This window comes from Proteus faecis (assembly GCF_003144395.1).
Lineage (GTDB): Bacteria > Pseudomonadota > Gammaproteobacteria > Enterobacterales > Enterobacteriaceae > Proteus > Proteus faecis.
Genome location: NZ_PENZ01000012.1, coordinates 152,105 through 173,359, shown reverse-complemented (window position 1 = coordinate 173,359; position 21,255 = coordinate 152,105). Strand labels below are relative to the sequence as shown.

Genomic DNA, 21,255 nt, shown 5'->3' with positions numbered 1-21,255 from the left:
AATGAAAAAAATACAGCAAATTTTAAAGCTATTAATTGTGTTATGCAGCTTTTCACTCTTTAGCGTACAAGCAGGTTATTTTACTTATATTACTAAATCAGGCCCTTCTCCAGAGATTAAAGGTAATATTCGTTATGACTATGTGTTGGAATATTGGACAGAAATGGGATTTACGCCAAATCCTTGTAAAAGTTTAGGGTTGAGTGGTCGGTGTTATATTCAATTAAATCACTTCCACTCAAAACCTAATAGAGGAGGAACGGGTACTGAGCATCGAGCAAGATGGCGGTGTGGTGTAGATTTACAACATTTAAGCTCTATGGCTGAAATACGCGATGTGGCTGTTAATCAGTGCGGTCTGACATTCCCTTATGTGAATTATAGTACCCATGCGGGATCTGTAACCGTTGATGAATGTATCGCTTTCTTTATGACAAGTAGCCCAACAGGTGGTAGCGGAAGAATGGTACCTGGTGGCGTATGTGGTATTGCTCCACCGCCTGAAGGAAAATGTGCATTTATTTCTAATAATCTTACTATTTCACATGGTGTACTTGATGTGACACAAGTTAATGGTAATGAGGTGGAAGAACAATTTGCGCTCACTTGTAATGAAACTATGCCAGTAAAAATTACCAGCTCGATGGATGACCATTTTTTAAACTTAAAACCTGATGGTAGCATTCGCTCTTTTTTAACGTTAAATGGTTCACCTGCGTCAATTGGAACACAGGTTGATACAATAAAGAACGAATATACTTATGTGAGAGTGAGGTCAAAGCTTCAAACTTATGGCACACCTTCATTAGGTAACTTTAGTGGTGCTACAACATTGGTATTATCAATACCTTAATAATTATAAGAGTCAATAATGACCTATTATCGATAGCGTTTTTCGTTGACTTACCCGCACATTATTGTGCGGGTTTTTTTGTGTGGATGAATTGAAAAAAGGGTTATGGCATTATTGGTTCAATACTTAACTCGCCTTTATTTGTGTCTAATTTTAGCATCTGAGATTCAGTTACTTTTAATAGTTCAGGCCCCAAATTTACTAACATTGGTAAATGCATTTCAGTCGCGATAATGGCGCTGTGAGAAAGGACATCGCCTTTAGCTAACGCTATTCCCACGAATTTTTTATATTCCAATTGAATTAATGTGGAAGGAAAAATCTCTTTGGCGACCAAGATTGCGGGTTGTGAAGGGGTAAAGCTTGGGCGAGTTTTATCTTGTAAATGATAAAGCACTTGATTACGCAGATCACGAAGATCGAGTTCACGTGCGCGTAAATAAGGATCGGTGAGAGCACAATACAACTGTGTTCTTTCTAGCATTTCATCCGACCAGCTTTGCTGGGCACTGATCTTCTTTTCTTTGATGCGATCAATCACACTTGTGATTAATTCATCATCATCTAACATCATGATATGGCCGTTAAAAATGGCACCGATATGCTCACCTAATTTTTCGCTAGCTTTATTGGCACTCTGTTGTAGTGCTTTTAGAGTGCTTTTTATTGCAAATTTAAGTTTGCTGATTTGAGCATCAATATCCATCGGTTCAGATAAGTTTTCGATTGGCGAGAGCTCTATTTCATGCCAAATAAAAGCAGGGGCTTTTATTGGGGTGACGGGGGCTAACATACCTTTTAATGTAATGGTATTAGAATCAGAAGATAGCTCCTCTCCAAAGCCATTTTGGGCAAGTTCAAGAAAAGCCGCAATCGCTTCCTCTTCTTGTTCACCAGAGGCAATGAGTGTTATCTCATCACCTTGGCGAATTTGTATTAATGAAAGCTGATTTAAACTGAGGGGATTAATACGTCTATCCCCTTTAACTAATTGATAATCAGCCTGAAAAGCAGAAAGTACCTCAACTAACGTTGCGGCCGGTCTGACGTGTAGACCATGAGGATTACGGACTACCCAACTTGCCTCTTTACCGTGAATTTTGGCAGGGGCATTAATATCACTTTTAGGTTGAACGAAATTTTCACCAAGTTGGATTTTCTTTGGATATAAAGAATTTGAAGCTTCTTCAATCACTTTTTCCAGTGATGCACCTGAAGATGCCGCTACAACTGCAGCAAGCGTTCCTTCAACTAAAGGCGCTGAGCAGAGAGTGACTTTTTTTGCTAGCTCTGGATCAAGTAACTCAATCGCAGTTTCTGCACTTAGTATTGCACTACCTAAATCCATCATCACAACAATAGATTGTGCTGGTGAAAGCGATTCTATCGCCGTCATAATTTTAACGGCATCAGTACCAATGGTATGTTCTTCATCATTGACACCCGCGGCAACAGCAAGTTGGCAATGAGTCGGATTAAGCATCTGACTGGCAAGTTCTGCCACACCATCAGCGAGATGTTTACTATGAGAAACAATAACGATATTTATCATGGTAGACCTTTATGGGTTGCTTGGTCAGTTATGCATTAATGCTATTTGCAAGGGCTTGTATCATTAGTACCACAGAAGCACTGCCGGGATCTTTATGTCCGATACTGCGCTCGCCTAAGTAGCTTGCTCGCCCTTTTCGAGCCTGCATCGGAATGGTATTTTCAGCCGCTTTTTCAGCGACAATTTGTGCTTGATTGAGGGCTTCTTTGAGAGAAAGATTTTGTTCACTTGAGTGTTTTAATGACTCAACTACAGGCCACCAAACATCACACATAGTTTTATCATTTGGCTCTGCTTTTCCTCGGTTTGCAATGCCTTCTACACCTTCTGTTACCATTTCAACAAGTTGATTAAGCTCTAGGTTTTGCAATGAAGCCGTAGGTTTGGCTGCGCGAATAAAGAAGGTGCCAAATAGTGGGCCACTTGCTCCGCCGATATTTGAGAGCAATGTCATGCCTGTGGTTTTAAGGATTGTGCCAATATCTTGTCCTTCAAATTCAGGTAGTTTTTCTTGCACTTTTCTAAAGCCACGGTTCATATTTAAACCGTGGTCAGCATCACCAATTTCACGATCTAAATCGGTTAAATAATCACTGTTTTGTTCAAATAGCAGTGCACATTGTTGTAACCAAAGAATAATTTGAGCATGTGTTAAAGCCATTTATTGTTCCTTTTCTTGTTATTAAAGACTTATTTCACCATCGCTGGTGTATTCACAGGGGCATCCCATAAGGTCAGTAATTCATTATCAACTTTTAATAACGTTATTGAGATCCCTGTCATATCGAGCGAAGTACAATAAGAACCGATTAAAGAACGTTCGATGGTCAAGCCAAATTTTTCACAGCATTGAGTTAAACGGTTATAAACACCATAAAGTTCAGATTGTGGTGTGGCACCAAGGTTATTAACTAAGACAATGACGTGATCGCCAGATTTTAACGGCTGTTTTTCCTGATTTTCATCGATCCATGTGCCGTTTTCACGATCCCAATTGCGGATCACTCGTTGATAGTGGCCATTTTCAATTAAGGTATTAAACATGGCATCAACAGTATCATTGAGGGAAGTAAATTTACGACGGTCAATACCTGGTTCACCGTGAATACCGACACCAAACTCCATTTCATTTTCAGGTAAAGTAAAAGAGGGTTTTCCTGCGACTGGAACCGTACAGGCTTCTAAGGCAATACCGATAGAAAAACCATTGTTATTAATGTGGTGACCTAATTTAACCAGTTCATCTAGAGTGTCGCCTCTTTCCGCTGCCGCGCCCAGTAGTTTTTCTACTAAAACGGTATTGGCAACACCACGGCGTCCTGCGGTATATAAGCTATCTTTTACCGCTACATCATCATCAACTAATACCGTTGCGATTTTTACACCATCGTCATGAAGCAGTTCTGTTGCGGTTTCAAAGTTAAGGACATCACCGGTGTAGTTTTTCACGATCATTAAAACACCTTCACCGCTATCAATCGCTTTGGCGCAGTCATACATTTTATCTGGTGTTGGTGACGTAAATATTTCACCCGGACATGCACCATCAAGCATTCCTTTACCCACAAAACCCGCATGCATAGGTTCATGCCCGCTACCACCGCCGGACAATAGTGCAACTTTACCTTTTACTGGAGCATCTTTTCGCGTGACATAAAAAGAGGAGGGATGAAGTTTGATTTCAGGATGGGCTTTTGCAAAGCCTTGTAGTTGTTCAGATAACACATCATCAACTCGATTAATCAGCTTTTTCATCTTAAATGCTCCATTTGAAATTTGTGTTTAGTCTTCAAACTAGAAATAGGGGTTCTGGTTTGGGGGCTGACAAATTATTTATTAAAGGATTAGCAAACACAGCATCAATAGGCGTGTTTGTTTTATTTAAAACATAAGAATTATTTTTATTTAGCTTAAAAATGAATCTACATCATTTATCTTTCTATAAGAATAGGTTAGTCAAATAACCTGTCAGAATGGGAGCAAGATCATAAAAATAAATGAAAAAAGAGTATCTGTTCGTGATGGTTACATGTCTTGCAAAAGCGTTAATGCTTTATCTCGTTGCTCTGGAGAAAGATTTTTAATCACATCTAATAACAACGTATCCTTATTTTTTGCGCTTGGCATAAGGGTGTGACTAAACGTGAGGTTTAAAACAAAGGTATGCCCGCATTCAGGATCACGACAAGCGCAATAGAGATCGGATAACTCTTTGTGTTTACGATTACTTTTCTTTATAAGCGCTTTTTCACCACATTCAGGACAAAAGATAGTTAAGACACGCATATTGTTTTTCTCTTTACTAAGGGCTATCGGATACCTTCTATATTAGCTTAAAATTGTATTATAACCAGCCTATTTATTGTTTTTTTATATAAATATTTGTTTTGTGGTTGTTTAAAGGGATTTAAAACAAGTTAATTTGTTTCGAGTGGTGTAAATAGTTCGGTTATTGTCGGTTAAGGCTTGATAACCGACAATAACCGAACAAACTTACTAGCCTGAAATACAAACTTTGTAGATAATGGCTTCACGTTAAATCAGATGGAGATAAGCAACATATTGAATTTATTGTTTATTATTTTTGTTTGTTTTCAGTGTGAGTAGAAAACAAGAGACAAGAAGTCTATTACAAGTTAACAAGGATGTGAGCAGTAATATAACTGGATCGCCTGTTGTTTATCGCAAATGGATGTGGCGTATCGTTGAAATAAAAGGAACTTACGTTTATCTCAATCGGGAGTTTATTCAGTTACACAAGGTCGTGGCTTACTGCTAATTCTTTACAGATTATCTGATGAATGTTGGGAGGAGAGGGTTCTTTTTACGGGTAAAGAAAGTGTGATCAGAGATGAGGTGTATTCATGGATGAATATGACAGCACATTGATATCGTTAGTGGTAGTGGGCGCTTTTATTGCATTAGGAAAGATGCTCGTTGCGAATGAAACAATGACATTAAGATTGTTTATCGGGAAAATTATTTTAGGCTCGGCGGTTTCTGTTGTTGCTGGTGCACTGCTTATTTTATGGCCTGGAATTGATTCTGTCGCAGTAATGGGGATCGGCTCAGCGCTCGGTATTGTGGGTTATCAGTTAGTTGAAATCTGGTTACGTAAACGAGGTAATCAATTTTTTTCAGGGAAAGAAAAAGAGGATACCAAGTAAAAAGTGCAATATGTTTTCATCATAATAAAAGTCGATAAAGTCAGTTTTGTCTCGAATGACGAAGGAGTTAGGTCATGTTCAACACACAAGCGTTATATGCATGGATTGCACGACTGGCGTTTAGTTTGGGTTGGATTGCTCAAGGATGGCATCGAGACAATATAACGTTAGAACAACGGATGTTAATAACGGCAATCGAAGATCAAGCAAACAGGGATGCTTGTCTTGATCTTCACTTTTTTCTTTAACAATGAATCTAAATATGTTGATATCCTTTTGGGCTAATTAATTGCCCTTGTATGTCTGCGATACCGATGTGGGCAATGCAACCCGCATTAAATTGTAAATAGTCATCTTCAATACCATCAGAGAAAATTACGCCATTTTCTGGCATTAAAGATTCTAATTGTAACGGTGAATCTGGCTCAATAGTGCCAAAAGTCAGTGACACGCCTGTTGTTCTGCTTGGAAACGGTTCTCTTACACTGAATTGTAGTTTTCGTTCACTCCAGCTAAAACCTTGTAACAGAGGGTGCGAAGTTTCTCCTGTAATTGCCATCGCACCAGCAAGAATAGATTGAAACCAACCTGTAGATCCCAGTCCTGTTGATATAATAATGCCTGATGAAGATTGTGCTTCTTGGGTGCCACTCCATTGCAAAATATACCGTGCAGAGGTGTGGCTTTTAGGACCAATAAACAAGTCATTAACCGCTAATAATGATTGACCATCATTGGTTGTTGCTTGTGCAAAAGTAACTGTTTTAAATGGCATTTTTTTATTAATAGTATTAATAACTGTCTCTTTTAATTGTCCGATTTCGAAAGGTAATAATTTACCATCCCATCTTGATGGATCCGGGTTTATGGCAATAATGGGTTGTCCATTAAGATATTTCAATGTATTAGCAACCAGCCCATCTTGACCGATCACGACCACAATGTCGTGGGGTGAGAATTGATAGCTAGGTAATAAACTTCTCTCTAAAAGTTGAAAACGTCCTAATGATTTTAAAATCAGTTCAGCTTCTGTTAGTTGTTTTTGATATAAATTGTGTTCATTGAGGTAATCCTTTACCTCAACATTGTTGTGTTCAAGATAGAATTTGGCTTGTGACCAAGTATTAAAACGCTCAATTAATTCCTGTAAGCGGCTTTTTCTCATCACTAGCACAAAACGAAAATCTTCGCTACGTTGCATTATTTACTCCCTTTTTTCATAAATTGGCTAAATAAATCAGGTGTAATATTCAATTCGCCAATTTTCCCCGAATTTAGTGCTAAGGTTTCAAATGCCATTGCCATTAATTGTTGTGAGTCCATTTTTGCCAGTGCCATGGCTTTTAGGTTTTCAACCGGCAATTCACGATAAGCTCGCATGGTCGCTTCAATAGCATAAGCATCGGCTTCTGATTGTGTTCGCTGATTTTCAGCACTTAACGCAACCAGTTCTTTGCGTTTTGCTTCTGCATTAACCTTCGCTTCAAGGCGCTCTTTTTCAATCTCTGCTTGCTCTCGTAATAATGTACGTTCATTTTCTAGGCGTGCTTCTTCAATTTCTTGACGTTTACGTTGAACGGATAAATCGGTTTCTAATTCAGCTTCTTTAATGGTGCGTTCTTGTTCTACTGAGAATTTACGGCGAGCATAAATCGCATCATCAGCTTCTTTCAGTAAGGATTCTCTTGCTTCGGCTTCGAGTGCTTTTAAGGTTTCTGGTGATGGAGTGATTGCCGCAATAGAGACATCTAAAATCGCAATACCTAATGCTTCTAATGATGGGTGTTCGATTAATTGTTCCATCACTAAAGTGACTAATGATTGACTGAGTAATAACGCTTCTCTAAGTGGTGTGCTTTGGATCTTTGCTTGAATTAAGGTTTGTGCAATACGCACAACACGATCGCTGAGTTTTAGTGGATCTTCAGAGGCATAAGATTTGCCGTTTTTGCTCAAGTTAAAATTGAGTACTTCTGCGGCTTTTTCAGGCGCTTTAACCTGAAATGAGATTTGCCCTTGAATGCGTAAACCCTGAAAGTCCGAGGTTTGGAAGTTAAAAATAAAAGGAGCTTCTTGAGCGTTTAAAGGTAATGCAGCAATAGAGGTTGTGGCTGAATTATACCAAAAACTCAACCCTTTACCTTGTTGGCGCACGTTACCATTGACGGATTTGATAATGAATGTTGATGAGTCTGCTTTAAAGTAATTTAAGTTAAACATAGTCTTCCTCTAATTAGTGTCCTTATGACAATAATTGAATTGTGTCCTATCGACACTATGCTTGTCAACTTATTTAGTGTCTTTATGACAAAATTTGATTTTTTGCTGTTTAAGCTTAAAATAGTTTTATCGTTTTCTAATAAAGCTTACGCCATGAATGAACAAGATTTTTTAGCCAGCTATAACCGCCGAGATTTCCTATCCCCACTTATCACCGTCGATGCTGTACTGTTTACTTATCATGAAGAGCAGCTAAAAGTATTGTTGGTGAAAAGAGGGGAACACCCTGAAAAAGGAAAATGGGGTTTACCCGGTGGATTTGTCGATGAACTACAGGACAAATGCCTTGAAGATACTGTGCTAAGAAAATTAAAAGAGAAAACAGGTGTGATCCCCCCTTATATTGAGCAACTTTGTTCAGTAGGAAATAACCAGCGTGATGTAAGAGGTTGGTCTGTGACGGTCTGTTATACCGCATTGATTGCACATCAAGTGTGTGAAGCACATATTGATACCGTAGATTCAGTAATGTGGTGTCCTATCGATGAGGTTGCACAACAATGCTTAGCTTTTGATCATCATGAATTAATTGCACAAGCGAGAGAGCGTTTAAAACAAAAATCACTCTATTCAATTGTTCCTGGGTTTGCATTGCCAGAAGTCTTTACTTTGCCAGAGCTGCAACATGTCCATGAAATTCTGATAGGTAAAGAGATCCAGAAAAAATCATTTAGACGACGCATCGAACAAGCAGATTTATTGATTGATACGGGAGAAAAACGAGCAGAGAGAGGACGCCCCGCAAGTCTGTATCGACTTAAAGAGGCGTCAGCAGATTATCGTTTTATTCGTAATCTTGAGTTTTAATTCTTGAGTTGTTTAACAAAATAATCGGCGCCATCTCGAATGGCGTCATCTGCGATTTTCATCATGCGTGAATAATGTAAAAAGGCATGTAATGTGCCGGGATACATTTTATATTCACAATCTAGTTGGTGGGCTTTTAGGGTTTTAAATAGCGTCAAGCTATCATCAATAAGCGGATCGTACTCAGCGCTGGCGATAAAGCAAGGGGGAATATTTTGTGTTAAGTCATTATTGAACAAGCAATAATAAGGTGCATCACGACTACCAAGCTCGGTTAAATAGGCATTATCATATTCTTCGAGATCTTGCTGGCGCAATCCATCCCATTCACCACCATAAAGCCGACGGCTGGTGGAATCGCGTAAGCCATATAATCCATACCAAAGTAAAGTAGCACAAATATTACCACAGTGAATTTGTCTGTCGCGTAGCCATAATACGGAGGCCAGAGATAGCATTGCACCCGCAGAATCACCAGCAAAACCAATATGTTGTGTATTAATATTATAGCGTTTTGCATTTTGATGATAATACTGACAAATCTGTGCCGATTCATCAATAGCTTGCGGGTAATGCGCTTCTGGTGACAGTGAATAGTCAATACCAATAACAGCACAACCAGTATAGCAGGCAAGCAGTCGCATAATGCGATCGTGGGTATCTAAATTCCCTAAAATAAACCCCCCGCCATGAAGATAATAGAGTGTTGCAGGTGTTTTTTCTTTGGGCTGATAAAGACGTGTTAATATTTTTCCATAAGAAGTATTAACCGAAATATCTTGAATACTAAACATTTCTGGTGCATCTGCATTCCAATAACGTCTATCTTGATTATAAGCAAGGCGCATAGAAGGGTAGTCATGACTTTCTGGTGCAGGTTGTGGGTTATCTGCATAAAATTGCATAACTTGTTGCATTTCTGGCGAAATAAGTTCTAGTACGTTGATTTTATTTTTAGTTTTCATTAGCCCCTCCAATTATCACTGTGCGGTATTGTAAACACTGGGGCTTAATAAACTGGGATCTTGTTATCCAATATTGAACATTAGTACTAAATAGAAAGAGTAAGAGGTGTAATTATGCGATCTGATTTAGATTTAAATAAAATGGCTAAAATAGGATTGATTCAACAATTTTTCTTAACTAAATGATGCTGTTAGGAATAAAAATAATCATAGCGCTCAGCTCAGCAGTCGAAATAAAAATGAGTATAAAGATTGAATTGATAAACAGAGAATAACCCACAACAAACTAAACAGATTATTCTCTTGTTTTATTAATTTGAGACTAATTGCACTACAACCAGTCGTCCGCCTTCTTCTGTCGATAATACAAATTGCAATCCATCAGTTAGGGCAATTTTATCGCCAATGGCTATCCGTTTTTTTTCTGGCAATACCATTAATCCCTCAATACGCTCATTAACAAGCCACCATGTTGAATTGTGATAAACAAAATAACCGACACGTTTTTTCTGTTCATCGGTGGTTCGCTCATTTGGGGCAATAAGACGATTAACGTGCCATGGAAAGAGTGATTGATTACTCCAGACCATTAAGCGGTGATCATCAGGTCTAAAACTGCCCGCTTTACGTGAGGAGTAGAGGTTTAAAATCGGTAATTGACCTTTATAAGGTGTATGACAATAAGGACAGACGGGCTGTGTTTTTCCAGAAAAAACATACCATTGCTGTTCACAATCTTTATTTTGACAAGGTTGAACTAAATCTACCGTTTTGACTAAAGCCGTCTCCCATTCATCAGCGGTAGGGCGTTGTGAAGGATCGTGTAATCCAGTAATAAAGGCTCTTTCAAAAAGAGGCGTTAGGTAGGGTCCTATAATTGTGTATGGGATCTTTTCAGGATCAGCCCAAGGTAGCGATGACGGTTTTACCTGATTCAGTTTTACAGCATTGCTACGATCAGTTGGGTGCTCAATAAATAACGCTTTTTCACCCATAGAGAGTGTTTCATCTCGCATTTCATCGTTAAGATCGTGAATTTTACCGCCCCGTAATGGATGACGATAAAATAGATACATGTAGATTAATACCGCAAGTGCGTGTCTATCAGTCGTGATACTTGGCAAGATTCGGTTAGGATCTTCTTTCGGTAAATGGCTGGTTTTTACCACTTCTGGCGCAATAAAATCAGGCGTTCCCACGACATCAGGAGGGTATTTACCGGGGACCACTAATCCGTCAATATCAATAACACAAGCATGGCCTTGCTCAGGATCGATAAGGACGTTTTTATAGCTTAAATCACTATGACATAAGCCAGCCGCATGCATTCGGCGTACAGCTCGAGAGAGCAATAAACAGACTTTTAGGTAATTTAATAGATTGCCTCTTTCACGAGGATCGAGGAATTTATTTTGGTTATTAGCACTTGCAAACCATTTACCTTCTTTTTCTCGGCCCTTTATTGCAAGAAAGTCATTGTTTTTAGAGCCATATTTAAAGAAAAAGTGGGATTGATAAGTCGGAACAACAATACCAATTTTTCCTTGATGTTCGACAACATCAGTTGGCCAGCAAAAAAGGTTTTTCCAATATTCTCCACCACTTTGCTCGAAGATATTATGTCGATAAGAGCCTGTTATCATATCGATTCTATCTTTGGCTTGTGCATTCTGTTTTGTTTTATAGAAGGCAACAACATAGGTTCGGTCAGGGGAAAAATAGACATCTTTCATTGAGCCTGAGCCAATAATCTCATTGACGTACTGAACTGTTTTTCCACTTTGTGTTGTACAGGTAATGATCTCTGCCATGAAACTCACCCATTCTCTCTTTTATGATTACCAAGCCACAACCAGAGTGCGGTCATCGTGATTGCCTGCTGAAAAGAAATTCAGCCATTCAGCCAATGCGTTATCTGCATTTTCAGGAGAGGCTAAACAAGGCGATATTTCATCAATCAGTGCCGCCCATTTATTGGGATCTTGTAAGCCATTATCCGTTTCAAATACCGGATCGGATACTCCGTCAGTCATTAAAATAAGATGTGAAATGTCTTTCCATTTGCCAATAATAATGCGTCGATTAAATTCAGCATCGTTGAGCGCACTATCATCAAGGAAACGGGTTTGTCCTGCATATTCACCACTATCAGGAATACCTAAAATACGCACTTTTCCTGCCGGACCATAAGCAGCAATAGCACCATCTCCCATCCAAAATGAGGCTGCAAATAACTCATCATTGATACGCAAAGAAACGGTGGCTAATAACGTAGTAGAAAAAGATTTTACCGGCTCATTAATATGAATAGCTTCATTTTTGAGGTTATTAATCGCTAATTGGGCCGCATTACGGAAGAGTTGAGCGAAAAAGCTTCCCACTTGATTAATTGCGTTACTGTCATTCCATTGATGAATGGTTTCAAGATGAGGTTTAAACGCTTTATTTTCCAAACTTAACTGCGATTTTAAATAGTGGCTTACGGTATTGATAGCAATGCGTGAGCCTTCACGAGAATAGCGCGCACTGCCTGCACCATCTGCGACAATTAAAATATTCCATTGGCTTTGGTTATCGTGATGAATATAAAAATCATCATCACGGAATGTGCCTGCATGTTCGTGCGAACGTCCGCGACGGCTTGCACCGACAATACGAATGTCTTTTTCAAGAATAAGTTTGCTATCAATATGTGCTTTAGGATAAAGGCTATCTGCGGGAGGCTCATTGATTTGCCATAAGCTACGAGGATCAGGGTTGATGATTAATAAAACTTCATTGTGATAGTGAATGGCATTTACAGACCAATGGACAATCAATGTGAAATTGCCACTTTTTGTTGGCGTACCCACTAAGCAACGACTTTCAGGATCAAAACTTATTCCAACTACTTCGGGAAAATCAACCGATTCAATTTTGGCAATGTCGAGGGTATCTAGTTCAATACTGAGTGTGGAATTGAACGCTGTACCTACTTTTGCGTTAGAAAGGGTAATTTTTGCCGTAGGGCGATGAATAATCGGTTTTTCTGGAGGCATTGGCGATGAGTGTGTTGGAATTTGACCTGGCTTTAATGAGGGCTCTTCTGGTAATGATGTTACTTCAGAGGCTAAATTGCGAGCGGGTGGCAATAACAGAAGAATAGGGGGGACTTTGTCTTGCGGTATTATTCTTTCTGCCGTTTTAGCATTGATTTTATCAATAATAAAATCAATGTGTTGAGCAATTTCTGTATCTTCATACAACGCAATAACCAGCTCTTCATGTACAGGCGTGCGATATTGTGTCAGCGTGTTATCAATAATTAGTTTTGTGAGTAGGGCTTTTTTATCCATTAGCCTTTACCTCGTGTGACATCAAAGTCAGATTGATTGCTGTTATCACCAAAGGTGATGCTGTTATCACACCAAGGGCAAATAACGGTTTCAGGGCCATTTACACAGAGTAATTTACCACATTGGCAAACGGCAAAAGCAGTTGCATTGCCACAATAAGGGCAACCGGGTGTACCATGAAGTTCGCTGGTGTTAACTTGATATGCCGTGGCGCTGAGATCGCTCCATGCAAAGTAATCTTCATTTAAGGTGTAGCACCCCGTCAAGTTAAAGCCATTAAGGTTGAGGTTAAAATCGAGTCCTGATGCTTTCATCGGCGGGCGTTCATATTTCATTAAATAAGGTGAACGCGTGTGGCTACAACGCCCGATAAAAGTGACACAAGATTCATCATAAGCACGAGCAACATCATCTTTCGCAAGACGAACAATATGTTCTGTTTGATTTAGAAGTGGTGGTGGCTCTTCGCCAACACTTCGGCTATGAGAAACCACTGACATCGTTATCCATTTAATAAAACGAGTAAAATCACCGTCTTGTGCTTCGGTAAATAACAGCACATTTTCAGTTAATTGTGACAGTACATGTAAGTCTGCGCTTAAGCCCAATCCAATTGCAATTAAGTTAACTTTGTTGGCATAGTGTGCTTTCCAACGCTTGATCTCTTGTGCGTAATCATCGGTAGGTCTGCCATCTGTTAAAAGGTAAACGACGGGTTTCCAATCCCCTTTTTGCTCAAGCGTGGTTTTTCTTACTTGAGTGTCGATTTGGTGAGAAAGTTCTCGTAATGCACTACCTAATGACGTGCCTCCTCCTAAAGGAAGTTGAGGAGGATAAAAAGAGATGACTTCAGTGAGTGGAACAATCGTTTTTGCAACGCCAGCAAAGGCAATAATAGAAATATAGGCGGTTTCAAGGGCGTGTGGATCTCGTCTTAAATCGCTAATTATCGTCGTTAGACCGTCATTCATCTTTTTTAGGTTTTCACCAATCATAGACTCTGAACAATCTAAAACAAAGAAAATGGGTAACCTTCTCATTGTTATACCTTATCACTTTATCGTGGCTATTATGTATTGTGATGGATAAACCAAAGCCTGAATAAAATAAAAGCAAAGCCTTTTGAAGCGCTTTGCTTTTGTGGATCATAATACTAGTTGGATTTCAGGAGGTGGTGGCGGTAGAGTATCTTTATCCGTATTCACACCTGCACTTGAACTGCCGGATGCAACACTGGCGGAAACCCATTTAAAAAAGCCAGAAAAAGCGTTGGAGTCTAGCGTTTCTAAAGCGACCACTTGAGGCGTGAGTTCTTTAAGGTGATCATGTTTGGCTTTAGGGCCAACAGCGCAAGCGATGATCGAACCAAATGAACGTTTTTTCACTTCTTTAATCGCTTCACCATAAGCGTAAGCATCAGAAGGTGTGCCATCCGTCATCAAAAAGACAAGAGGACGCCAGTCACCTTTTTGGTCACCATCGGAACGCTTAATATCTCGATCGACACACTGGATTAAACATTCTAGCGCAGCACCCGTGAAAGTGCCGCCAGAGCTAGGTACGGTGATATCAGAGAATTGGAAATCTTCTAATGCAGTTAATGGGATAAATTCACGTGCTTCGTTATCATAGGTAATAATAGAGATATGCACGCTTTCTAATGCGTAAGGATCTTGTCTCAATGCATTAAGCATTGTTTGTATCCCTACGTTAACTGCATGAATAGATTCTCCTCTCATTGATCCTGAGGTATCAATTAACAGGTAAACAGGGAGTCTTCTCATTAGGTGAAGTCCTTTAAGTAAGAAATAAAGCTATCTGAACTCGAAGGCTCACCAATGGCGTTAAGTTTCCAGCCATTTTCTTCTCTGACCAATTCAGCAAACAGCATTGAACGTTGATTGTTGAAGGCTTCACCTCCAGATAAATCAAAACGTGCCATTTCTATATTTTTCGCATCAACAGCGCGAATAAAGGCATTTTGTACTTTACCAAAGTGTTGTTGTCGTTCTCGACCATTGTAAATCTGAACAATAAAGACAATTTTGGTAAATTTAGGATCAAGTGTGTTTAATTTCACGATGATCTGCTCATCGTCTCCATCACCTGCGCCTGTTCGATTATCACCTGTTAACCAAATCTGTCCTGATTTGTGTTGTAGGCTATTAAAGAAAATAATATCGCCATTGACGAGAGAAGGTTGTCCACCTTCGATTTTACCCAAATCGTTAACTTTGCCGTTTTCGCCACATAAAAAGGCGATAACATCTAAATCGTATTCTTCGCTTTTTTTACCAAAGAGACCACCAAGAAATCCGCGTTTTTCTTCGTTGATATCCCAGCCTAAACCGATAGTAACAGAGGAAAGGTCATATTCATTTTTCTTTAAACTAACACCTTGTCCTTTTTTTAAACTAACAGACATATTCATTCCTTTTTTATTTAAAGTACAACGTTAACCTCAGGGGGCGGTGGCGGTAAGTCATCAAGATCACTAATATCTTTCTTAGTTAAATCAACTTTTTGACTACCCACAGAAATACTGGCTGAAACCCACTTAAAGAAAGACTTAATCGTATTGGAGTCCGCAGTATCTAGCTGTAATACAATTTCAGTGATATTTTTTAGTACATCTGTTTGTGCTGATTGTCCTGCTGCACACGCAATAACAACACCAGTGCGTGCTGCTTTAAATTTCTCAACGCCTTTTTTCCAATCGTCCGTGGGGGCGCCATCTGTCATCACGAAAACCAATGGGCGCCAATCGCCTTTTGTTTCAGCCGTAGTTTTTTGTACTTCTTTTTCAATACGATTAGAAACTAAAGTGAGCGCAGAACCTAATGCTGTTGTTCCACTTGCGACTAAATCAGGGACTTTAAAATTGATTAAATCAGTGAGTGGCACAATCTGTTGTGCGGTTGAGTCAAAGGTGATGATAGAAATATAAGCGGTTTCTAATGCGTAAGGATCTTGGCGTAGCGTTGATAAGAGCATTTCAACGCCATTTTTTACTGCAGCAATAGGTTCTCCATACATAGAACCAGATGTATCAAGTAAAAGGTAAACTGGCAATCTTCTCATGCATTTATCCTGTGAGTGAGATAGAAACAAGCGATTAATATACTAACCGACTCATGAAGGTGTTCAATTGAGATTATGCTTAGTTTAATTAAATTGGTGAAAAAACGCAGTGATGATTGTCCAATATTATTAATCTGAATAAAGATAGTATAAAAAGCAAAATAAAAGAGGAATTGGCCTGTTTATCCCTCTTAAATCGAGTGACGAAGCGATTTAATTTTATTAAAGAAAACCTATATTATTAAGTCCGTATTTATAAGTATGACAAAAAATGAATGGCTAATAATGATTAGGTGTAAATACTCAATTTAATTAAAAATACTAATAATTATAAAAGCCAATAAATTCAATTAATTAATATATTTGTTTTGGGGTTTTTAAATTTATTTAAAAGAAAATAAAATCGAGTATTAATATGAAAATTAAATTCATTAAATGAGTTATTTATATATTTTTTGTTTTGTAAAAAGTAACTTGATGCCGAAGCGTCAAGTTACTTTTTATTATTTATTTTAATTCTTTTTCTTTCTTAGCTTTTTCTGCGAGTGTTGATTGAATTAAATTTTCAATATAGTGATCAACTAATAATTCTACAGCTTCACTACGTGTGGAGTTATTTAAATAAGATAATCTATCAATCTTGCGTAATGCTGACATTTTTAATGAAAGTGAAACTGATTTCTTTTTATCTTTATCGAGATAAACTCGGCTTGTCATTCCATTGTGACGAAGATATTCACTGGCGGATAATGCTTCACGCATACGACGTAATGCTTTACTATCGAGTTGGCCTCGTTCAGTCATTTGATACGCGCGAGAGGCTTTGCTGTATTTTATTTCAGCACCATAAGAATCTCTTATCTCTTTTAATACGCGAGTTAACGTAGGCTCTGAGCATTCAAGAGCAGAAATAATCTTAATGGTTGGAACCTTTTTTCCTGAGCTTAAAAGGGTTGCCAGTGTAAAGACTCTGACCTGACGGGTGCTTAATTGCATGCTTAGTTACCACTTATTCTGTTATTCGTGTGTTAAAATAGTCAGCAATAATTTTTATTATTCTTGTTCTGTGTTGACAAGGATAAATAAAATAAGCTTCCTATTAAATGTAGTATAAATTAATAATTGAAATAAAAAATGTACTTTTTAAATAAAAAAGTTCGCGTTATTCTTATAAGTTCTAGTTAAAGATAATATGCTTTAACTAGAAACTTATAAATTGAAATCAATACAAAATAATTATTTTATCTCATAGAGATTATTGCTCTGTTATAGAGTATATTACGTCGCGTTAAAACGTTGAGCATTATTTTGTTGGTTAGGAATAATACCATAAATTTTAGCTCTAGTTAAAATACTCAATGCCCAGCGACGATGTGTTGCTGGCTCACACATTGCTCCTTGTGATTTAAAAACGGCTTGCGTTGAATTTAAAATACGCAATGCATCTGAATGATCGGATTGAGACACCATGAGAGCTTGTTCAATTTTATGAATTTGCTTTGGATGGATCGCTGTTTTACCTACAAGACCATTGGCAATATCAAGTGCCAGCTCTTTATCCATAATGTGGTGATCATCAATATGCTCACAAACAGGTGCTGTGAGGGCAAATTGACGAGCACCAAAGACAGCAACCAACATTTTTATCACGTAACCCATTGGGCCATCATAAAGTGTTAATTGGCGATTACGTCTAAGAGAAATAACATTCATTAAATCATTGCCACCAATACGCAATGCAATAATTCTGTTATGGCAAGGGTGAGTGAGTAAGTGATTTGCAAGCTCTGTCATTTGGATAACATCAAACACTTCTTCTGTTTCAAGTGTTGGCATCATACATAACTGCGTATTTTCAATAATTTTCCACCAAACTGGCAGAGAAGCTTGCGTAAACTTAGGCAAAACAAAGCCATCGATGGCACTGACATCAAGGTTTTCAGTGATCCATTGACCCATTTCAGTATGGCGAGGGCGAATAAATAGCAGTGGCCAATGGCTACAATCACTGTTTTTTTTGTGTTCTGCTAAAGTATTTAATAATACTGCTAGGTTTTCTAATGCAACAGGAATATCAGCATCACTCACGGCATCTTCTAAACAGATAATTAAAGAGCGTAACCCTTCAATTTTCTGGTTGATAATTGTCGTCGCGATATCTGTCCGTGTTGCCGGCATATAAAGCGTTGCCCCTAAATTCCATGGGGATAATCGTTCAATCATTATTTCACCTTTTTAATGATAGTCACTGCGCGATATTGACCAAGCGCTTGCCCTGCTTCAATAACAGCAATATTTTTTTCCTGCGCAAGATAAACCAGTAACGCGACATCAGGATCGGTTATTTCTCTTACAAGGATATGATCAGGTACACGGCGTAAAACAGCGCGTGTGGCTTCAGCAATACCAGGTTTTATACGATTGATATTTGAAATATCATATTTGTTTGCAAGTGAACTAACGACGTTTTCGCTCAGTCTTTTTAAATCTGATTGTTGTTCTTTAAATGTAGCTAATGGAATATCGTTATTGATTAATGTATCAACGACTTGTCCGACAGTATCAACAAGGTAACGACTGCATTCATACTGTTTTAAATGTTGGCAATCTACAAAACCGTGAAAGCCTTTTTCAGTCCAAATTGAACGTGAAATTAATCCTGAAACAGGTGCTCCCATGATCCCAAATGGGATAAGCCAATCTTCATCGCTGGCACTTAACCATGCACAGCCACAAGGATCAGCGAGGACGACAAGGCGAGGTTGGTTTGGATAACCTTTCCGTCCTGATAATGAACGAATAAGTTCACCCGTAATAGCGCCTTTTCCTGTCCATCCATCAACAAACACAATACCTTCTGTGCCGTGACGTTGTTCTATCCATGAAAGCGCTTCACTATCAATGCCTCTATCTCGAATAATACTAATGCCGTAGTGGTAAGAGGTTTTTCCCATTTTACGCAATGTTTGTTGCAACATGACGCCTAAAGGAACACCTGCACGAACAAGGCTTGTCAAGATAATTGGGGTATCACCAAAACGTTCAATCAATGATTTAGCCAACATGATGACTTCAGTGGCTAAACGTGTAGCACCCGTTTCTAGCGCTTTTTCAAACAGATCTAAATGCCATTTAGTTGGTTCTGGCTCTTGACTTAGCATGTCAGAATAGTGTCGTTTACCCGATTGTATCAGCTCTTCTTTTAATTCAACGGGCGTCATTTCGATATTAACCGGTTGAAGTAGAAAATCGACATCTCCTGATACATAAGATCCTGAAAAAGGTTTATGATCCATCATGTTTATTCTCCAAAAATTTTTGTGTTGATCGCATCCGCAAATTGACTTTGACGAGGAAGTCCATACCAACTACATAATTTCATAAAGCGATGGTCACTTAGGCTGTCACCGAGTCCAATCACAGGAAAAACACCACGCTCAGCTTTTAATTGATTGAGCAAATAGGTAACAGCTTTGCCTTTTTCGATAGGCTCTGGTAACCAAGCAATATTGTTGCTGTTGCGATGAATATAAAAACCTTCGGTTGAGAATGTTTTTTCTATCTCATCACCTATGGCGTATAGCTCGTCTAATCGAGTGCTATCGTTATGCTTCATGACTAAATAAATAGGCAAATCACCGTATTCATAGTTAATACGAGCCCAACCATCAATATTTCGCTCCGCCATTAATTGCGTAATTGCTTGTTGTAGTGTCAACAAACGCTGTGTATATGGCGCTAAGTGTTGAGTGATGTGGTTTTGCCATTGTGTATCAGCATTGCCTTCTGGCGTTAATATCACTGCACCATGTGTAGTAATTGCCCAAGAATGAAAAGGAATAGTGACTCGGCTAATCTCTTCCGTTCCACGCGCAGTAACAGGAATTAGATCTGCATGCTCTAACATCCAATCTACCAGCATGGCTTGCTCTTGAGTCATAAAACTACGAGGTTCTAAGCTTCTATCTAGCGCGCCAGCTTTGTAAGGTTCTAATGCTAATTCATCCACCATCTTACGACGTGTTTGAAATAGAGTGTCATCAAGATCAGTTAAAATAACAGGCTTAGTCATAACTAATTACCTCAACAATAGGTGCAACTTTATTGAGGGCTTCAATCAGTTGGCTATCAATACTTTCGGCGGGTGTTTCACAACAAAGCAAAATGCGATCAAATTGTTGATGTGCTACGTTATAGACGAAGTTTGGAATACCTAAACCATAATTATCAGTGAATGTAATTGCTGATTGAATGGCAAAATTGGTTGAAATAGGTGAACGCGTTGTCGAACTATATTTTACGATAGCGCCTTGTTTTTCAAGACGTTCAGCTAATAAGAACGGTTCCCAAACAAATTCTCCTGATCCTAAAACAAGGATCTTTTCACCCAAAGAAATATTGATCGATAAACCCAGATCGCTTGCGGGCGTTGTCATGCCTAATCGACCCCAACTCTGTTTACCCGTGATCGCAACTTGCCCTGAAGCCGTGATATTGACATTAGGCATAACAGGTAAAGGCGCATTTGGATCGGCATCCCATTGCCACTTCCCTTGTACTAAGGAGAGGGTTTTAATCGGTAATGGGGAGCGCTCAGCGATAGAATCACCACTCCAATCGGTTAAAGTTACCGCTATAACCTGCTCAATATGGGTTAATCCACCGTCTTTACGTAGTGCCGACAACAGGTTAATAAAGGTATTACCCGTAGTCGCTTCATCATCAATTAATACTACGGTTTTTGCTTGTTGTACCCATTGGCGTTGCTCTGCTGTTTTAGGTAAATAGAGTAGGTGATCAGTTGCGTGGCTATGATTTTCTTTAAACTCACATAGCAGTTCACCGTTATCAACAGGATGGCGCGTTGATGTTAAATAAATGGCCTGTTGATAACGATTTCTCACTTCATCAAAAATACCCGCACCTAAACCAACCGCGGTTTCTGCCATACCAATAAACAGAACTGGGCCTTCGAGTGAATCAGGAAATTGACGGGCAAGTTTTTGGTAGGTTTCACGCATTTTTTTCGGTGAAACAGGGATATGCCGGCCTAATACTTTACTGACAAATAAAAATGCACGCTTAGGATTGCGTCTTTCTGCAATATCAAATAATTCATCAAGTAACTCAATAGAACAATTTGGCGTCACACTTAATGTGCCACAAGAAAGAGGGCGACGATAAACGGATGAGTCACTCATGCTATTTTTCATTA

The 21,255-nt window shown here is 38.8% G+C and carries 22 protein-coding genes; 4 read left to right on the top strand and 18 right to left on the bottom strand.

Features of this window, described 5'->3' with window-relative positions:
• Nucleotide 1 precedes the first annotated feature (1 nt).
• Entirely contained in the window at nt 2-853 is an 852-nt protein-coding gene (locus DK858_RS03680; protein WP_109396268.1) for an MrpH family fimbial adhesin, read from the top strand.
• Nucleotides 854-956: 103 nt separating this feature from the next.
• Here the strand turns inward: DK858_RS03680 and dhaM are convergent, their stop codons facing one another.
• The 4 genes from dhaM to DK858_RS03660 form a co-directional block, all read right to left on the bottom strand.
• On the bottom strand, nt 957-2,405 hold the full coding sequence (gene dhaM / locus DK858_RS03675; protein ID WP_109396267.1) for a dihydroxyacetone kinase phosphoryl donor subunit DhaM: 1,449 nt from the start codon (nt 2,403-2,405) through the stop codon (nt 957-959).
• A 28-nt stretch (nt 2,406-2,433) separates the two neighbouring features.
• Nucleotides 2,434-3,066 carry a dihydroxyacetone kinase subunit DhaL gene (dhaL, locus tag DK858_RS03670; RefSeq protein WP_109396266.1) on the bottom strand — a complete coding sequence of 211 codons (633 nt, stop codon included), beginning with the start codon at nt 3,064-3,066 and terminating at the stop codon, nt 2,434-2,436.
• A gap of 29 nt (nt 3,067-3,095) precedes the next feature.
• The gene (gene dhaK / locus DK858_RS03665; protein ID WP_109396265.1) at nt 3,096-4,160 is read right to left on the bottom strand and encodes a dihydroxyacetone kinase subunit DhaK; all 1,065 of its coding nucleotides are present in this window, start codon (nt 4,158-4,160) and stop codon (nt 3,096-3,098) included.
• Between the two features lie 270 nt (nt 4,161-4,430).
• Nucleotides 4,431-4,691, bottom strand: a complete 261-nt coding sequence (locus tag DK858_RS03660; protein ID WP_109396264.1) for an Ogr/Delta-like zinc finger protein — start codon at nt 4,689-4,691, stop codon at nt 4,431-4,433.
• 578 nt (nt 4,692-5,269) lie between these two features.
• On the opposite strand from DK858_RS03660, the gene DK858_RS03655 reads away from it, so the two are divergent.
• Nucleotides 5,270-5,572 carry a phage holin family protein gene (locus tag DK858_RS03655; RefSeq protein ID WP_072064343.1) on the top strand — a complete coding sequence of 101 codons (303 nt, stop codon included), beginning with the start codon at nt 5,270-5,272 and terminating at the stop codon, nt 5,570-5,572.
• Between the two features lie 74 nt (nt 5,573-5,646).
• On the top strand, nt 5,647-5,820 hold the full coding sequence (locus tag DK858_RS18020) for a hypothetical protein (RefSeq protein WP_162556451.1): 174 nt from the start codon (nt 5,647-5,649) through the stop codon (nt 5,818-5,820).
• An 8-nt stretch (nt 5,821-5,828) separates the two neighbouring features.
• Here the strand turns inward: DK858_RS18020 and DK858_RS03650 are convergent, their stop codons facing one another.
• Both DK858_RS03650 and DK858_RS03645 read right to left on the bottom strand, forming a co-directional pair.
• On the bottom strand, nt 5,829-6,773 hold the full coding sequence (locus tag DK858_RS03650) for a diacylglycerol kinase catalytic domain-containing protein (protein WP_109396263.1): 945 nt from the start codon (nt 6,771-6,773) through the stop codon (nt 5,829-5,831).
• On the bottom strand, nt 6,773-7,792 hold the full coding sequence (locus DK858_RS03645) for an SPFH domain-containing protein (protein ID WP_109396262.1): 1,020 nt from the start codon (nt 7,790-7,792) through the stop codon (nt 6,773-6,775). Before DK858_RS03645 ends, DK858_RS03650 begins: the two co-directional genes overlap by 1 nt.
• Before the next feature lie 153 nt (nt 7,793-7,945).
• On the opposite strand from DK858_RS03645, the gene DK858_RS03640 reads away from it, so the two are divergent.
• On the top strand, nt 7,946-8,659 hold the full coding sequence (locus DK858_RS03640; RefSeq protein WP_109396300.1) for an NUDIX hydrolase: 714 nt from the start codon (nt 7,946-7,948) through the stop codon (nt 8,657-8,659).
• On the opposite strand, the gene aes is transcribed toward DK858_RS03640, so the two are convergent.
• The 12 genes from aes to DK858_RS03580 all read right to left on the bottom strand — a co-directional run bounded on the left by aes (nt 8,656) and on the right by DK858_RS03580 (nt 21,241).
• Nucleotides 8,656-9,624 carry an acetyl esterase gene (aes, locus tag DK858_RS03635; protein WP_109396261.1) on the bottom strand — a complete coding sequence of 323 codons (969 nt, stop codon included), beginning with the start codon at nt 9,622-9,624 and terminating at the stop codon, nt 8,656-8,658. The two genes, DK858_RS03640 and aes, sit on opposite strands and share 4 nt — an antisense overlap.
• Before the next feature lie 311 nt (nt 9,625-9,935).
• Complete coding sequence (locus DK858_RS03630; protein WP_109396260.1) at nt 9,936-11,435, bottom strand: helix-hairpin-helix domain-containing protein; 1,500 nt, start codon at nt 11,433-11,435, stop codon at nt 9,936-9,938.
• Nucleotides 11,436-11,462: 27 nt separating this feature from the next.
• Nucleotides 11,463-12,959, bottom strand: coding sequence for a PP2C family serine/threonine-protein phosphatase (locus tag DK858_RS03625; protein WP_109396259.1), 1,497 nt, complete (start codon nt 12,957-12,959; stop codon nt 11,463-11,465).
• Nucleotides 12,959-13,999 carry a TerY-C metal binding domain-containing protein gene (locus tag DK858_RS03620; protein ID WP_109396258.1) on the bottom strand — a complete coding sequence of 347 codons (1,041 nt, stop codon included), beginning with the start codon at nt 13,997-13,999 and terminating at the stop codon, nt 12,959-12,961. The genes DK858_RS03625 and DK858_RS03620 overlap by 1 nt, the downstream gene beginning before the upstream one ends.
• Nucleotides 14,000-14,104: 105 nt before the next feature.
• Complete coding sequence (locus DK858_RS03615; protein WP_072064336.1) at nt 14,105-14,743, bottom strand: vWA domain-containing protein; 639 nt, start codon at nt 14,741-14,743, stop codon at nt 14,105-14,107.
• Nucleotides 14,743-15,384, bottom strand: a complete 642-nt coding sequence (locus tag DK858_RS03610; RefSeq protein WP_036913867.1) for a TerD family protein — start codon at nt 15,382-15,384, stop codon at nt 14,743-14,745. Before DK858_RS03610 ends, DK858_RS03615 begins: the two co-directional genes overlap by 1 nt.
• A 17-nt stretch (nt 15,385-15,401) precedes the next feature.
• On the bottom strand, nt 15,402-16,040 hold the full coding sequence (locus DK858_RS03605) for a vWA domain-containing protein (protein ID WP_072064334.1): 639 nt from the start codon (nt 16,038-16,040) through the stop codon (nt 15,402-15,404).
• 507 nt (nt 16,041-16,547) lie between these two features.
• A complete protein-coding gene (locus DK858_RS03600; protein ID WP_109396257.1) occupies nt 16,548-17,036 on the bottom strand; it encodes a tellurium resistance protein TerW in 489 nt (162 codons plus the stop codon).
• Nucleotides 17,037-17,318: 282 nt separating this feature from the next.
• Nucleotides 17,319-18,263, bottom strand: coding sequence for an HpcH/HpaI aldolase/citrate lyase family protein (locus DK858_RS03595; RefSeq protein ID WP_006536055.1), 945 nt, complete (start codon nt 18,261-18,263; stop codon nt 17,319-17,321).
• Complete coding sequence (locus DK858_RS03590) at nt 18,263-19,339, bottom strand: cysteine protease StiP family protein (RefSeq protein ID WP_109396256.1); 1,077 nt, start codon at nt 19,337-19,339, stop codon at nt 18,263-18,265. The genes DK858_RS03595 and DK858_RS03590 overlap by 1 nt, the downstream gene beginning before the upstream one ends.
• A gap of 2 nt (nt 19,340-19,341) precedes the next feature.
• Nucleotides 19,342-20,112, bottom strand: a complete 771-nt coding sequence (locus DK858_RS03585; protein ID WP_109396255.1) for an HAD family hydrolase — start codon at nt 20,110-20,112, stop codon at nt 19,342-19,344.
• Entirely contained in the window at nt 20,105-21,241 is a 1,137-nt protein-coding gene (locus tag DK858_RS03580; RefSeq protein WP_194294821.1) for a phosphoribosyltransferase domain-containing protein, read from the bottom strand. Before DK858_RS03580 ends, DK858_RS03585 begins: the two co-directional genes overlap by 8 nt.
• Nucleotides 21,242-21,255 lie beyond the last annotated feature (14 nt).

What these genes read in the sequence shown, in the direction of transcription:
- DK858_RS03590 (WP_109396256.1), bottom strand. Translation starts at nt 19,339, where the DNA reads ATGATGGATCATAAACCTTTTTCAGGATCTTATGTATCAGGAGATGTC.
- DK858_RS03655 (WP_072064343.1), top strand. Translation starts at nt 5,270, where the DNA reads ATGGATGAATATGACAGCACATTGATATCGTTAGTGGTAGTGGGCGCT.
- DK858_RS03650 (WP_109396263.1), bottom strand. Translation starts at nt 6,773, where the DNA reads ATGCAACGTAGCGAAGATTTTCGTTTTGTGCTAGTGATGAGAAAAAGC.
- DK858_RS03600 (WP_109396257.1), bottom strand. Translation starts at nt 17,036, where the DNA reads ATGCAATTAAGCACCCGTCAGGTCAGAGTCTTTACACTGGCAACCCTT.
- DK858_RS03625 (WP_109396259.1), bottom strand. Translation starts at nt 12,959, where the DNA reads ATGGATAAAAAAGCCCTACTCACAAAACTAATTATTGATAACACGCTG.
- DK858_RS03680 (WP_109396268.1), top strand. Translation starts at nt 2, where the DNA reads ATGAAAAAAATACAGCAAATTTTAAAGCTATTAATTGTGTTATGCAGC.
- DK858_RS03620 (WP_109396258.1), bottom strand. Translation starts at nt 13,999, where the DNA reads ATGAGAAGGTTACCCATTTTCTTTGTTTTAGATTGTTCAGAGTCTATG.
- DK858_RS03660 (WP_109396264.1), bottom strand. Translation starts at nt 4,691, where the DNA reads ATGCGTGTCTTAACTATCTTTTGTCCTGAATGTGGTGAAAAAGCGCTT.
- dhaM (WP_109396267.1), bottom strand. Translation starts at nt 2,405, where the DNA reads ATGATAAATATCGTTATTGTTTCTCATAGTAAACATCTCGCTGATGGT.
- dhaL (WP_109396266.1), bottom strand. Translation starts at nt 3,066, where the DNA reads ATGGCTTTAACACATGCTCAAATTATTCTTTGGTTACAACAATGTGCA.
- aes (WP_109396261.1), bottom strand. Translation starts at nt 9,624, where the DNA reads ATGAAAACTAAAAATAAAATCAACGTACTAGAACTTATTTCGCCAGAA.
- DK858_RS03585 (WP_109396255.1), bottom strand. Translation starts at nt 20,112, where the DNA reads ATGACTAAGCCTGTTATTTTAACTGATCTTGATGACACTCTATTTCAA.
- DK858_RS03580 (WP_194294821.1), bottom strand. Translation starts at nt 21,241, where the DNA reads ATGAGTGACTCATCCGTTTATCGTCGCCCTCTTTCTTGTGGCACATTA.
- DK858_RS03595 (WP_006536055.1), bottom strand. Translation starts at nt 18,263, where the DNA reads ATGATTGAACGATTATCCCCATGGAATTTAGGGGCAACGCTTTATATG.
- DK858_RS18020 (WP_162556451.1), top strand. Translation starts at nt 5,647, where the DNA reads ATGTTCAACACACAAGCGTTATATGCATGGATTGCACGACTGGCGTTT.
- dhaK (WP_109396265.1), bottom strand. Translation starts at nt 4,160, where the DNA reads ATGAAAAAGCTGATTAATCGAGTTGATGATGTGTTATCTGAACAACTA.
- DK858_RS03605 (WP_072064334.1), bottom strand. Translation starts at nt 16,040, where the DNA reads ATGAGAAGATTGCCAGTTTACCTTTTACTTGATACATCTGGTTCTATG.
- DK858_RS03640 (WP_109396300.1), top strand. Translation starts at nt 7,946, where the DNA reads ATGAATGAACAAGATTTTTTAGCCAGCTATAACCGCCGAGATTTCCTA.
- DK858_RS03610 (WP_036913867.1), bottom strand. Translation starts at nt 15,384, where the DNA reads ATGTCTGTTAGTTTAAAAAAAGGACAAGGTGTTAGTTTAAAGAAAAAT.
- DK858_RS03615 (WP_072064336.1), bottom strand. Translation starts at nt 14,743, where the DNA reads ATGAGAAGACTCCCTGTTTACCTGTTAATTGATACCTCAGGATCAATG.
- DK858_RS03645 (WP_109396262.1), bottom strand. Translation starts at nt 7,792, where the DNA reads ATGTTTAACTTAAATTACTTTAAAGCAGACTCATCAACATTCATTATC.
- DK858_RS03630 (WP_109396260.1), bottom strand. Translation starts at nt 11,435, where the DNA reads ATGGCAGAGATCATTACCTGTACAACACAAAGTGGAAAAACAGTTCAG.